Source organism: Vibrio sp. 05-20-BW147, assembly GCF_013369385.1.
Taxonomy (GTDB): domain Bacteria; phylum Pseudomonadota; class Gammaproteobacteria; order Enterobacterales; family Vibrionaceae; genus Vibrio; species Vibrio floridensis.
Genome location: NZ_SZTO01000006.1, coordinates 54,541 through 68,343, shown reverse-complemented (window position 1 = coordinate 68,343; position 13,803 = coordinate 54,541). Strand labels below are relative to the sequence as shown.

The 13,803-nt window shown below is 47.4% G+C and carries 11 protein-coding genes and 2 tRNA genes; 2 read left to right on the top strand and 11 right to left on the bottom strand.

From position 1 onward, the window contains the following. Nucleotides 1–45: 45 nt before the first annotated feature. Nucleotides 46–2,619: a leucine--tRNA ligase gene (gene leuS / locus FC652_RS06640; RefSeq protein WP_176297973.1), complete on the bottom strand. Its 2,574-nt coding sequence runs from the start codon at nt 2,617–2,619 to the stop codon at nt 46–48. Nucleotides 2,620–2,741: 122 nt separating this feature from the next. Between leuS and FC652_RS06635 the strand changes: the two genes are divergently transcribed. Further along, nucleotides 2,742–3,212: a zinc ribbon-containing protein gene (locus FC652_RS06635; protein ID WP_011078380.1), complete on the top strand. Its 471-nt coding sequence runs from the start codon at nt 2,742–2,744 to the stop codon at nt 3,210–3,212. A gap of 114 nt (nt 3,213–3,326) precedes the next feature. On the opposite strand, the gene lnt is transcribed toward FC652_RS06635, so the two are convergent. The 5 genes from lnt to miaB all read right to left on the bottom strand — a co-directional run bounded on the left by lnt (nt 3,327) and on the right by miaB (nt 8,910). Continuing rightward, complete coding sequence (gene lnt / locus FC652_RS06630; RefSeq protein ID WP_176297972.1) at nt 3,327–4,847, bottom strand: apolipoprotein N-acyltransferase; 1,521 nt, start codon at nt 4,845–4,847, stop codon at nt 3,327–3,329. A 42-nt stretch (nt 4,848–4,889) separates the two neighbouring features. Then, a complete protein-coding gene (corC, locus tag FC652_RS06625; protein ID WP_017420893.1) occupies nt 4,890–5,765 on the bottom strand; it encodes a CNNM family magnesium/cobalt transport protein CorC in 876 nt (291 codons plus the stop codon). A gap of 80 nt (nt 5,766–5,845) precedes the next feature. Next, nucleotides 5,846–6,310 (bottom strand): rRNA maturation RNase YbeY, encoded by a 465-nt coding sequence (ybeY, locus tag FC652_RS06620; RefSeq protein WP_176297971.1) that lies wholly within the window; start codon nt 6,308–6,310, stop codon nt 5,846–5,848. Then, on the bottom strand, nt 6,300–7,412 hold the full coding sequence (locus FC652_RS06615) for a PhoH family protein (protein WP_011149715.1): 1,113 nt from the start codon (nt 7,410–7,412) through the stop codon (nt 6,300–6,302). Before FC652_RS06615 ends, ybeY begins: the two co-directional genes overlap by 11 nt. A gap of 73 nt (nt 7,413–7,485) precedes the next feature. Further along, complete coding sequence (miaB, locus tag FC652_RS06610; RefSeq protein WP_176297970.1) at nt 7,486–8,910, bottom strand: tRNA (N6-isopentenyl adenosine(37)-C2)-methylthiotransferase MiaB; 1,425 nt, start codon at nt 8,908–8,910, stop codon at nt 7,486–7,488. A 306-nt stretch (nt 8,911–9,216) separates the two neighbouring features. On the opposite strand from miaB, the gene FC652_RS06605 reads away from it, so the two are divergent. After that, nucleotides 9,217–10,365: a 2-octaprenyl-3-methyl-6-methoxy-1,4-benzoquinol hydroxylase gene (locus tag FC652_RS06605; RefSeq protein WP_176297969.1), complete on the top strand. Its 1,149-nt coding sequence runs from the start codon at nt 9,217–9,219 to the stop codon at nt 10,363–10,365. 159 nt (nt 10,366–10,524) lie between these two features. On the opposite strand, the gene FC652_RS06600 is transcribed toward FC652_RS06605, so the two are convergent. The 5 genes from FC652_RS06600 to FC652_RS06580 form a co-directional block, all read right to left on the bottom strand. Then, a tRNA-Leu gene (locus tag FC652_RS06600) sits at nt 10,525–10,609 on the bottom strand. Nucleotides 10,610–10,647: 38 nt separating this feature from the next. Further along, a tRNA-Met gene (locus FC652_RS06595) sits at nt 10,648–10,724 on the bottom strand. Nucleotides 10,725–11,006: 282 nt separating this feature from the next. Next, nucleotides 11,007–12,098 carry a redox-regulated ATPase YchF gene (ychF, locus tag FC652_RS06590; protein ID WP_176297968.1) on the bottom strand — a complete coding sequence of 364 codons (1,092 nt, stop codon included), beginning with the start codon at nt 12,096–12,098 and terminating at the stop codon, nt 11,007–11,009. A gap of 10 nt (nt 12,099–12,108) precedes the next feature. Next, nucleotides 12,109–12,699 carry an aminoacyl-tRNA hydrolase gene (pth, locus tag FC652_RS06585; RefSeq protein WP_176297967.1) on the bottom strand — a complete coding sequence of 197 codons (591 nt, stop codon included), beginning with the start codon at nt 12,697–12,699 and terminating at the stop codon, nt 12,109–12,111. Between the two features lie 136 nt (nt 12,700–12,835). Further along, on the bottom strand, nt 12,836–13,780 hold the full coding sequence (locus tag FC652_RS06580; RefSeq protein WP_011078371.1) for a ribose-phosphate pyrophosphokinase: 945 nt from the start codon (nt 13,778–13,780) through the stop codon (nt 12,836–12,838). Nucleotides 13,781–13,803: the final 23 nt, after the last annotated feature.

Below are 13,803 nucleotides of genomic sequence, written 5' to 3'. Positions count from 1 at the left end.
AGTTGGTTCGCCTCATTTGGTGGTTTTTCACTCTTGATATCGTGATCAGTTCGCCACGATGCTCAATAGTTTGCCTGGTACGTAAATCACTTTACGGATAGTCACGCCGTCTAGGTGTTTAGAGACGTTTTCTTCGTTAAGACCGATTTGTTCAACTTGCTCTTTCGTGGCGTCTGCAGCAACGGTGATTTTACCGCGGACTTTGCCGTTGACCTGAACAACAATCAGTTTTTCGTCTTCAACCAGAGCCTGCTCATCGTAAGTTGGCCAAGATGCGTTGTCGATGTCTTGCTGGCCAAGTGCCGTCCACATTTCGAAACAGATATGCGGAGTGATGGGGTACAGCATCGCAACGACCGCTTTTAGCGCTTCGTCAAGGATCGCACGATCTTGTGCAGATTCTTGTGGCGCTTTCGCCAGCTTGTTCATCAACTCCATGACCGCAGCGATCGCGGTGTTGAACGTCTGACGACGCGCAACGTCATCGGTTACTTTGGCGATGGTTTTGTGAACGTCACGACGCAGTGCTTTTTGATCACCAGACAGTGCGGCTGCATCTACTGCTTCTGCTGCGCCTTTTGATGTGTGCTCGTTTACGAGTTTCCAAACACGTTTCAGGAAGCGGTTAGCCCCTTCTACGCCAGACTCTTGCCACTCAAGTGTCATGTCTGCTGGAGAAGCAAACATCATGAATAGACGTACTGTGTCTGCGCCGTATTTGTCGACCATCTCTTGTGGGTCGATACCGTTGTTTTTCGACTTAGACATTTTGATCATGCCTGAGTGTTCTACGCTACGACCTTCGTTGTCGACAGCCGAAGTGATGCGACCTTTGCCATCGCGTTCAACTTTCACTTCTGTTGGTGATACCCACTCTTTGCCACCTTTATCGTTGGTGTAGTAGAAAGCATCTGCCAGTACCATGCCTTGACACAGTAGTTGCTTGAACGGCTCGTCAGACGTCACGTAGCCCGCATCACGCAGCAGTTTGTGGAAGAAGCGAGAGTACAGTAGGTGCATACACGCGTGCTCGATACCACCGATGTATTGGTCTACAGGCAGCCAGTAGTTGGCTTTTTCTGGATCTAGGATGTCGTCAGCTTGTGGTGAACAGTAACGTGCGTAGTACCAAGAAGATTCCATAAAGGTATCGAACGTATCTGTCTCACGTAGAGCTGGCTCACCGTTGAAGGTTGTCTTCGCCCACTCTTTGTCGGCTTTGATTGGGCTCGTTACGCCGTCCATTACTACGTCTTCAGGAAGAATCACGGGTAGTTGGTCTGCGGGTACTGGGTGAACTTGGCCATCTTCAGTGGTGACCATTGGGATTGGTGCACCCCAGTAACGTTGACGAGATACACCCCAGTCACGTAGACGGAAGTTAACCGTCTTAGTGCCTTTGCCTTCTGCTTCTAGCTTCGCTGCGATGGCATCGAACGCTGCTTGGAATTCTAGGCCATCGAACTCACCTGAATCGAACAGCACGCCTTTCTCTGTGTAGGCCGCTTCTGAGATGTCTAGCTCGCTGCCATCAATTGGCTTGATTACCGGAATGATGTCTAGACCGTACTTAGTGGCGAACTCGAAGTCACGTTGGTCGTGTGCCGGTACTGCCATAACAGCGCCTGTACCGTAGTCCATCAATACGAAGTTAGCGACGTACACTGGCACTTCACGGCCGTTTAATGGATGAATAGCAGTAAGGCCCGTCGCCATACCTTTCTTCTCCATGGTGGCCAATTCAGCTTCAGCAACTTTGGTGTTCTTACATTCTTCGATGAACGCAGCAAGCTCTGGGTTATTCTCAGCGGCAATTTTCGCTAGAGGGTGACCTGCTGCGATACCGACATAAGTTACACCCATTAGTGTGTCTGGACGAGTGGTGTACACTTCTAGGTCTTGTTGACCTTTCACTTCAAACTTGAGCTCTACACCTTCAGAACGACCAATCCAGTTGCGTTGCATGGTTTTCACCATTTCTGGCCAGCCTTCAAGTTTGTCTAGATCATCAAGCAGTTCTTGAGCGTACTCGGTGATCTTGATAAACCACTGAGGAATTTCTTTTTGCTCTACAGGCGTATCACAACGCCAGCAGCAGCCGTCTTCAACCTGCTCGTTCGCAAGAACCGTTTGGTCGTTTGGACACCAGTTAACAGAAGACGTCTTCTTGTAAACCAGACCTTTCTGGTAAAGCTTAGTGAAGAACTCTTGTTCCCAACGGTAGTACTCAGGCGTACAAGTGGCGAATTCGCGGTTCCAGTCATAACCAAAGCCAAGAAGCTTAAGTTGGTTCTTCATGTATTCGATGTTTTCGTAAGTCCAAGGCGCAGGCGCGGTGTTGTTTTTCACCGCTGCGTTTTCTGCAGGTAGACCGAATGCGTCCCAGCCGATTGGCTGCATGACGTTTTTGCCTTGTAGGCGTTGGAAACGAGATACTACGTCACCGATGGTGTAGTTACGCACGTGACCCATGTGCAGTCGACCACTTGGGTATGGGAACATAGAGAGGCAGTAGAACTTCTCTTTGGTTGGATCTTCAGTCACAACAAATGTTTTGTTGTTGTCCCAGTGCTGTTGAACTTTCTGTTCAATATCTTGTGGATTATATTGTTCTTGCATCGATGGTATCCGGTTATCTTGGAATTTGTGAGTTCGGTTAGAACAGATTGAAATAGATCGTCATAGAATACCTAAAGGTACCGTGCACAACAATAGCCAATCTTTACAGATGGAGGACTGCCATGCCGAAACGTAAATCCGGTTATGAAGAAATGTTGGAAGATGTCATCGAGACACTCAAACATAGCCCAGATGAAGTGAACAACGTCCTAGAAACATCTGGCAAGGTGATATCAGCGGCGAATGATATGACCAAAGATGAGTTGGCGTTGATCTCTGCGTACGTAAAAGCGGACTTAAAAGAGTTTGCCGACAACTATGAAGAGAGCAAAAGTGGACCTTTTTACCTCACCATTGCCGATTCTATTTGGCAAGGTTTGCTCGAAATTACTGACAGAACCAAAGTGGAATGGGTTGAACTGTTTGAAGATCTTGAACATCAAGGTCTTTACGAAGCGGGAGAGGTGATAGGGCTTGGTGTGTTGGTGTGTGATGAATGTGGCCATAAAACCTCCTACAATCATCCAACCGTGATCATTCCTTGCATCAAATGTGGTCACAAGGGCTTTAGCCGCCAAGCGTTGAAACCGTAATCACGCTCTTTTTGCTCACGTGAGAAACAGAAAAGGTACGCATTGCGTACCTTTTGTTTTTTGCCCATCTGTGCTTGCGCTTTTCGCAACGGGTTTTCTCCATTGCTTTTGCCGCTAAGCATTCGTTCGGCGTTTTCGCCACCATGCGAGAGCAAGTGACAAGGCAACCCAAATGTAGAGTGGCCAACTGCCTAGTTGATGATAGGGCGTTTGTCCTTGGGTTGGCGTAAGCTCTGCCCGCAGTACCGCCGTTTCAAACTGTGGAATAGAGGCGATAATTTTACCTCTATGGTCAGTAACGGCCGTTAAACCATTATTGGTGGAACGAATCAGCGGTTTGCCCAGCTCGAGAGCACGCATTCGTGCGATTTCCATGTGTTGCAAGGGGCCAATTGAACGACCAAACCAAGCGTCGTTTGATAGAGTCAAAAGGAAATCGGTGTCGTCGGTAACGTTTTGCCTTACTTGCTCGTTAAAGATAATTTCGTAACACAGCGCTGGCGCCATTGGATGGCCATTTGCCACGATATTAGGCTGCACAAAATCACCACGGCTAAATGATGACATGGGCAAATTAAAAAACGGTGCTAATGGACGCAAAATTTGCTCAAACGGGACAAACTCACCGAACGGCAGCAGGTGATGCTTATGATAACGCTCAGTGAGATCAAAAGAGTAATCCCCATAAGGCGTCAGGCCGACGGAAAGAATGCTGTTGTAAAACTGACCATCTTCGGCTTGATTGACAATGCCACTGATGATCGCGCTTTGATTCATTTTTGCCGCACTGTCCAAATTACTCAGATAGGAGGGCAACTCGACTTCAAACGCTGGAATAGCGGCTTCTGGCCAAATAATAATATCGGCGTCCCAGTTTTCACGGCTTAAATCGGTGTACTTCATAATGGTTGGCCAGCGTTGGCTTGGTAACCATTTTAAGTTTTGGTCGACATTGCCTTGGATAAGCGCCACTTTAGTGGTTTTGTCCGGCTGCGGTGTGACCCAGTCCCAATGTGATAAGCCATAACCCGTGCTGAGTAACACCGTCGGGATGAGTAGCATCGACCAACGTTTATGAATTACCGCATAGGCGATCGCTCCGGCACCGACCAAAAGCAGTAGCGTAAGCAGCTCAACACCACCTATCGGAGCGAAACTCGCCAGAGGTGAATCGATTTGACTGTAACCGAGCCACAGCCAAGGGAAGCCCGTCATCACCCAACCACGCAACCAGTCGGCTATCAACCAAAGGGCTGGCGCCGCAAGCAACAAGTTGAGCAAGGTAGCTTTGGCAAAAAAGCGTTGATAGCTCCAAGTGAAGAGTGCAGGGTAGATGGCGAGATAGGCGATGAGTGCACCCATCAAAAAGAGGTTAGCCGCCAGAGGCATGCCACCAAAGCCTGCGATACTGACGTAGACCCAGCTAATGCCGGAGGCAAACTGCCCTAATCCCCATGCGTAACCCGTCCAAATGGCTTGGCGACGTGATTGATCATGGATAAGGATAAGTAACAGGGCTGGTGTAATAAGCGCAACTAACCAAATTTGGTAAGGTGCAAAGGCAAGCGTAGTGAGAGCGCCAACAAAAGCGGCCGCAATGGGCCGCTTGAGGCGATGAAATAGGGTATTTTTCATCTATCGTTCGTCTGATATTCCTCTTTGCAGAGGCGGTTATCGTTACTCTGGAGTGGTTTCTGCAACAGAAACCGAGTCAGGCACGGTGACTTGTAACTGGATAACACGACGGTTATCGGCGGCGGTCACTTTGAAATTGAAACCATCAATTTCTACGATCTCGCCACGAGTTGGTAAGTGACCAAAGGCTGTCATCACCAAACCACCCACTGTATCCACTTCTTCATCGCTAAAACGACTGCCAAAGGTTTCGTTAAACTCTTCAATGGTGGTCAATGCTTTGACCGCATAAGTATGCTTGCTGAGTTTACGAATATCGGCATCTTCCTCTTCGTCGAACTCATCTTCGATATCCCCAACAATTTCTTCAAGAATATCTTCGATGGTGACAAGGCCGGAGACGCCACCAAATTCATCAACAACAATGGCCATGTGATAACGTTCTTGGCGGAATTCTTTCAGTAGGCGATCGACTCGCTTACTTTCAGGAACCACGACCGCTGGGCGGATAACTTCTTCGATATCAAATGGAGCACTGTCTGAGCCTAAGTATTTGAGTAAGTCCTTCGCAAGTAGGATGCCTTCTACATGGTCTTTATCTTCACTGATAACTGGGTAGCGCGAGTGCTGCGCATCGGTGATCAGTGCGATAAGTGAATCGAGATTGTCTTTTCTCTCAATGGTGACCATTTGCGAGCGAGGGATCATGATGTCCCTAACGCGCATTTCAGCAATTTCCATCACACCTTCGAGCATGTCGCGAGTGTCATGGTCAATCAGGTCATTTACTTCAGAATCTCGGATAACATCCACTAACTCTTGGCGATCTTTAGGCTCACCCTGAAATAATTGACCTAGGCGTCCGAAGAAGGACTTTCTACTCGGACCGTCGGAATTTTGAGAATTGTCGTCGTTCATTGTTTCTCTAATAAGTAACGCTATCAGAAGTGTGATAGCTCACATTTGGCACTCGAACCTAATACTAACGGTTTGAATACTCACTCTTTTTCTGCAAGATATGGATCAGAGAAACCCATCTCTTGCATGATTTCTGTTTCGAGGGACTCCATCTCTTCAGCTTCGTCGTCCTCAATATGGTCATAACCTAACAGATGCAAGCTACCATGTACAACCATATGCGCCCAATGTGCCATTAGGGGTTTGTCTTGCTCTATGGCTTCTTGTTCAACCACTTGGCGACAAATAACCAAATCACCCAACAAATCCATTTCCATTCCAGGGGGCGCTTCAAACGGAAAAGAAAGCACGTTAGTGGGCTTATCTTTGCCACGGTACTCATTATTTAGCTGGTGGCTTTCTTTAGCATCCACGATACGAATGGTCACTTCAGCTTGTGGCTGGAAAGAGGTGATGGTCTTGTCCAGCCAGGTTTGGAAATCTTGCACACTGGGTAGGCCGCTTTGATCTTCGACCGCAAGTTGCAGATCCAGTTCAATTGCCATGTGTGGTTTCCTTATCCGCGCTGATTTGTGCAGAAAGCTCGGCTTTGGCGGCTTCAAGCAGTTTGGCATCGCGCTCTTCTCGGCGACGTTGTTCAAACTCTTTACGCTCTTTTTGGTCTTGTGCTTCCCACTTCTCGTAGGCATTGACGATGCGCGCGACGACTGGGTGGCGAACGACGTCATCGGATTGGAAAAAGTTAAAGCTGATCTCTTCCACTTCATTGAGCACTTCGATGGCATGACGAAGGCCCGATTTTGCACCGCGAGGTAAGTCAATCTGCGTGACATCCCCCGTGATCACGGCGCGAGAGTTAAAGCCGATACGGGTCAGGAACATTTTCATCTGTTCTACGGTGGTGTTTTGGCTCTCATCGAGAATGATGAACGCATCGTTGAGTGTGCGACCACGCATGTATGCCAGTGGTGCCACTTCGATGACGTTACGTTCAATCAACTTTTCAACCCGTTCAAAACCGAGCATTTCAAACAATGCATCGTAAAGCGGGCGTAAATAAGGATCGACTTTCTGACTCAAATCACCCGGTAGGAAACCGAGTTTTTCACCTGCTTCAACCGCAGGACGAGTGAGCAGAATGCGGCGGATCTCTTGACGCTCTAGCGCATCGACAGCTGCAGCAACCGCAAGGTAGGTTTTACCCGTACCAGCAGGACCAATGCCGAAAGTGATGTCGTGCGTGACCATATTGACCAAGTATTGCGCCTGATTCGGCGTGCGAGGTTTGATCACCCCTTTCTTGGTTTTGACAAACACTTCTTTACCATGTGCGATGGCTGACTCTTGGTTCTGTTCAAGCACACCAGATTCTTTGATCGCAAGGTGGATATCTTCAGGTTCAACATCTTTAATTTGACCACGAACCGTCGCGGTTTCAACGTAAAGTGTTTTAATGATATCGAGCGCGGCAGCGGAAGTATGAGGTTTACCAACGATGGTAAAGAAGTTGCCACGGTAACTGATTTCAACGCCGAGTCGACGTTCTAAGTGTTTGATATTGTCATCAAAAGGACCGCACAAGCTTGCAAGACGGCGGTTATCGGAGGGTTCTAGGTTAATCTCTAGAGTGACGATTTTATTGCTCAATGTTGCCTCTCATTGTCTGCCACTTAACGAGAGCCTGATAACAACCAGGCTCTCAATGGCGATTAATACGAGCTTATGGCGTAAATGTCGCTACACCTAGCTCATCTTCGCGGCGTGTTTTGGCCATCATTTGTGTTGGCGAAATCATGCTACGTAGGTCCATGTCTTTTTCAGTACGTACAATCTCACCACGCAGTGAGTTTGCAAATACATCGGTAATTTTCACATCAACGAACTGACCAATCAGATCTGCGCTACCTTCAAAGTTTACTACACGGTTGTTTTCTGTACGAGCACGTAGCTCCATCAAGTTCTTCTTAGAAGGACCTTCAACCAGTACACGCTGCTCTGTGCCTAGCATTAGGCGAGAGTAACGCATGGCTTGTGCGTTAATTTGTTGTTGCAGTTCGTATAAGCGCTCTTTCTTCGTCTCTTCTGAAAGATCACATGGGTAATCTGCCGCAGGAGTACCAGGGCGAGGAGAGAAGATGAAGCTGAAGCTCATGTCAAAGTCGACATCTTTGATCAGCTTCATGGTGTCTTGGAAATCTTTGTCGCTTTCACCTGGGAAGCCAACAATAAAGTCAGAACTGATTTGGATATCAGGACGCGCTTTGCGCAGTTTACGGATGATCGACTTGTATTCGATGCCAGTGTGAGGACGTTTCATCATCGTCAGAATGCGATCGCTACCACTTTGTACTGGTAGATGAAGGAAGCTCACCAGCTCTGGCGTATCTTCGTAGACAGCGATGATATCATCGGTGAACTCAAGTGGGTGGCTGGTGGTAAAGCGAATACGGTCGATACCATCGATAGACGCAACAAGGCGAAGCAGTTCTGCAAAAGAACAGATTTCACCATCGTGCATCGGGCCACGGTATGCGTTTACGTTTTGGCCTAGCAGATTCACTTCACGAACGCCTTGCTCGGCAAGTTGCGCGATTTCGTATAGCACATCGTCCATTGGGCGGCTGACTTCTTCACCACGAGTGTAAGGCACTACGCAGTAAGTACAGTACTTAGAACAGCCTTCCATGATAGAAACGAATGCGGTTGCGCCTTCTGCACGCGGTTCTGGCAGACTGTCGAACTTCTCGATTTCTGGGAATGAAATGTCCATCACTGGTGCATCTTCACTTTGTGATTGTTTGATCATTTCAGGAAGACGGTGCAAGGTTTGAGGACCAAAGATAACGTCAACAAAAGGTGCACGTTCACGAATGTGATCGCCTTCCTGTGTTGCTACACAACCACCAACACCGATCACGACGCCTGGCTTTTTATCTTTGAGCGTTTTCCAACGGCCAAGCTGGTGGAACACTTTTTCTTGCGCCTTTTCACGGATCGAACAGGTGTTAAGTAATAGAACATCTGCTTCTTCTGGTTCTTCTGTCAATTCGTAGCCATTTGCTGCGTTCAGCAGATCCGCCATTTTCGATGAATCGTATTCGTTCATCTGGCAACCCCAGGTTTTAATTAGCAGTTTCTTACTCATCTCACTTTCGCTCGTGTTAATACTAAAAATTCGTTGAACAAATTGTTCAAAGTATAGCCGCCATCACGGCGGTAAGCGGCGTATTGTACTGCTTTAAAAACCTACTGACTAGTGATCTGGTGAATTCTTCGCAAAGCCTGATTTTATCTAGGGTCTTGTCAGGTATTTCGCCTTGGTTTTTTAAGGTTTTTGTCGATGGAAACTGAGTGACCTAAGCCGCTTGATAGGGACAAAGTGTTTCGCAAACTTGCCAGTAAAACGTACAATGCAAAACCGTCTTTGAATCAAGTTGATCAAGAGTACAAGATGAATAAATACGACATTGCCGTCGTCGGTGGCGGCATGGTAGGTGCGGCTGTGGCCATCGGATTTGCCAAACAAGGCAGAAAAGTCATCGTGGTTGAAGGGTTTGAGCCGAAAGCGTTTGAAGCAAGCCAACCGATGGACATCCGAGTGTCCGCCATTTCCCATAACTCCGTGCGTTTGCTGGAATCGCTAGGGGCCTGGCAACATATTCAAGCAACTCGAGTTTGTCCCTACAAACGCTTAGAAACCTGGGAGCACCCAGAATGTCGTACACGTTTTCACAGCGATGAACTCAATTTGGAACAGCTAGGTTACATTGTGGAGAACCGTCTAATTCAATTGGGGTTGTGGCAAGAGTTTGCTCAGTACCCGAATTTGACTCTGCAATGCCCAGATAAACTGAAGCGTCTTGAGTTCGATGAGATCAACACGTTGACGCTTGAGAGTGGTTTAGAAATTGAAGCCTCTTGGGTCATTGGCGCAGATGGTGCCAACTCTCAGGTGCGTGAGTTGGCTGGCATTGGCATTACCGCATGGGATTATCGCCAACATTGTATGTTGATCAATATTGCGACGGAATCTGCGCAACAGGCGATCACTTGGCAGCAATTTACCCCAACTGGCCCACGATCTTTTTTGCCATTGAAAGGCCAGCAAGGTTCTTTGGTTTGGTACGATTCACCCAAGCGTATTCGTGAGTTGTCAGCCATGAGCGCAGAAAAGCTGAAACAGGAAATTATTCGTCATTTCCCTGATGAATTGGGAGAGTTTGACGTGCTGTACTGGGATTCTTTCCCATTAACCCGACGACATGCACAAGCGTATTATCAACAAAATTGTTTGTTGGTTGGTGATGCGGCCCACACGATCAATCCATTAGCCGGCCAAGGCGTCAATCTTGGTTTTAAAGACGTTGAAGCGTTACTTAAGGTAACGGAAAACCAACCTCTGACAATGACTCAACAAGCGGCCTATCAGAAAGCACGTTATGCGGACAACTTGCTAATGCAAACGGGGATGGATCTGTTCTACAAAGGCTTTAGCAACGATATCACCCCATTAAAGTTGGTTCGTAACGCTGCCCTCAAGTTGGCTGAGCACTCTGGGCCTATCAAGCATCAAGTATTGAAATATGCGCTAGGAATGTGATGGCCTTGGGCAAGGGCTCATAAACGAGCGCTAGTATCAGGGAAGGAAAGCGGACTCATCGAGTTCGCTTTTTTTTGTTTTCACAAACAATGAACAATGCAATGAAGATAAGAACGTCAGATAAAACAAAACCCAGCCTAAGCTGGGTTTGTTCAATGATGGTGCGGAAGGAGAGACTCGAACTCTCACACCTCGCGGCGCCAGAACCTAAATCTGGTGCGTCTACCAATTTCGCCACTTCCGCATCTATTCCTAATAACTCTTTAAAAAAGTTCTTAGGGATGGTGGCTACGACGGGATTCGAACCTGTGACCCCATCATTATGAGTGATGTGCTCTAACCAGCTGAGCTACGTAGCCAAAACCATGTTTTCCGTTCCTTTCGTTTCATCGCTGTCTCGTCGGGAACGGGGCGCATTATGAGGAGTTGCGTCACAACCGTCAACAGTTTTTTTTAATAAATCGGGGGAAATAAATCGTTCGCTTTCTTTTTAAGCAAAGAGGCGTGTTTGTGATCGAAAACTGCTAACAAATTGACTTGGTTTGAATAACTTAATGTGAACTTTTTTCTCAGCCAATAAAAAAGCCAGCAAATTGGCTGGCTTTGTATTCGATTGAGTTGTTTAAAGTTTAAACAAACAATTAAACGTTGAAACGGAAATGAACCACATCGCCATCTTTTACGATGTACTCTTTACCTTCTAGACGCCACTTACCTGCGTCTTTTGCTCCGTTTTCACCTTTAAATTGGATGAAGTCATCATAGGCAATAACTTCTGCACGGATGAAGCCTTTCTCAAAATCGGTGTGGATCTTGCCTGCCGCTTTTGGTGCAGTCGCACCAACAGGAATGGTCCATGCACGAACTTCTTTCACACCAGCCGTAAAGTAAGTGTGTAGGCTCAGCAACTCGTAACCTGCACGGATTACGCGGTTTAGACCTGGTTCTTCAATGCCCATATCCGCTAGGAATTCTGCACGCTCGTCATCTTCCAGTTCTGCCATTTCCGATTCGATCGCGGCACAAACTGGAACAACAATGTTATTCTCTTTTGCTGCAAATTCACGAACTGCGTCTAGGTATGGGTTGTTTTCGAAGCCATCTTCATTCACGTTAGCGATGTACATGGTTGGCTTTAGCGTTAGGAAGTTTAGGTAACCAACGGCGGCAAGTTCTTCTTTAGACAGTTCTACAGTACGTGCAGAGCCACCTTCAGTGAGGACAGGAAGCAGCTTTTCTAGAACAGTCAGTTCGAATTTCGCGTCTTTATCGCCGCCTTTCGCTTTCTTCGCTTGGCGTTGAATGGCGCGTTCGCAAGAATCAAGGTCAGCCATGGCCAGTTCAAGGTTGATCACTTCGATATCTTCGATTGGAGAGACTTTGCCTGCAACGTGAACAATATTTTCGTTTTCAAAACAACGAACTACGTGACCAATTGCGTCCGTTTCACGGATGTTGGCTAGGAATTTGTTACCCAGACCTTCGCCGCGAGATGCGCCAGCTACTAGACCTGCAATGTCAACGAATTCCATTGTGGTTGGCAGAATACGTTGTGGGTTTACGATTTTTGCCAATTCGTCTAAACGCAAGTCTGGCACTGGTACCACGCCAGTGTTTGGTTCGATTGTACAGAACGGGAAGTTAGCGGCTTCAATACCCGCTTTAGTCAGTGCGTTAAACAGAGTTGATTTACCAACGTTTGGCAAGCCAACGATGCCACATTTAAAACCCATGATTGTAACCTTATTCAGCTTTGAACGTGTGGAGGCGGTTTTGTGCTTTGGATAGACCATCTTTGATCAAAATATCCAAGCAGCGAACAGATTCGTCGACGGTAGCGTCGAGTAAGGATTGTTCACTGGCAGGTGCTTTACCCAGTACAAAACCCGCTACTTTATCTTTGTGTCCAGGATGGCCAATGCCGATCCGTAGACGGTAGAATTCTTTATTGTTGCCCAGTTTACTAATGGTATCTCGCAAACCATTGTGGCCACCATGGCCACCACCCTTTTTGAACTTTGCGATACCAGGAGGAAGATCCAGCTCGTCATGCGCGACCATGATCTCTTCTGGTTGAATCTGATAAAACTTTGCCAATGCGGCAATGGCTTTACCAGAAAGGTTCATAAAGGTAGTTGGAATCAGTAAACGCAGTTCCTGACCATTCATCACAATACGTCCTGTTAAGCCATAGAACTTTGCTTCATTCTTTAGCGTAACGTTGTGAACGCGTGCCAGTTCTTCTACTACCCAAGCGCCCGCATTGTGGCGAGTTTTGGCATATTCAGGCCCGGGATTAGCAAGGCCGACAAGAAGTTTGATCTGTTGACTCAAGGTTAGGATCTCTTTGGAATCTTCAAAAGCGCGGTATGATAGCACAGAAAAGTAACGATGGGCGAGGCCAAGCCTATTGCAAATAAAAACACCCCAATCAAGGGGTGTTCTAAAATTGGACTAATCGAAATGGCGATTAGTTAAACATCGCAGAGATAGACTCTTCGTTGCTGATACGGCGGATCGCTTCAGCCAACATGCCAGAGAGAGTTAGTTGAGTCACTTTACCGGTTGCGGCCATCTCTTTGCTCAGAGTGATTGAGTCAGTCACGATCACTTGGTCAAGCACAGAGTTTTTGATGTTTTTCGCTGCGTTGCCTGAGAACACGGCGTGAGTTGCGTAAGCAAATACTCGCTTCGCACCACGTTCTTTCAATGCTTCAGCTGCTTTACATAGCGTGCCGCCAGTGTCGATCATGTCATCAACGATCACACAGTCACGACCTTCAACATCACCGATAAGGTTCATCACTTCAGAAACGTTGGCACGTGGACGACGCTTATCGACGATAGCAATATCGATATCACCAAGCGCTTTTGCCGTTGCACGAGCACGAACAACACCACCGAGGTCTGGAGATACAACCACAGGATCTTCTAGACCACGCGCGTGCATATCTTCAAGTAGTACTGGCGTACCGAAGATGTTGTCTACTGGCACATCGAAGAAGCCTTGAATTTGCTCTGCGTGTAGATCAATCGTCAGAACGCGGTCAACACCCACGTTTGAAAGGAAGTCTGCGACTACTTTTGCAGTGATTGGCACACGCGCTGAACGCACACGGCGGTCTTGACGAGCGTAACCAAAGTAAGGAATAACTGCTGTAATACGGCCCGCTGAAGCGCGGCGCATTGCATCAATCATTACGACCAGCTCCATTAGGTTGTCGTTGGTCGGAGCACAGGTAGATTGAATAATGAAAACGTCACTACCACGTACATTTTCGTTGATTTGTACCGCTACTTCACCGTCAGAGAAACGAGAAACAGTGGCGTCACCAAGAGAAATGTAGAGACGATCAGCAATACGTTGGGCTAGTTCAGGTGTTGCGTTACCAGCAAATAGCTTCATATCAGGCACGGTGGAAACCTCAGGGTTGCGTC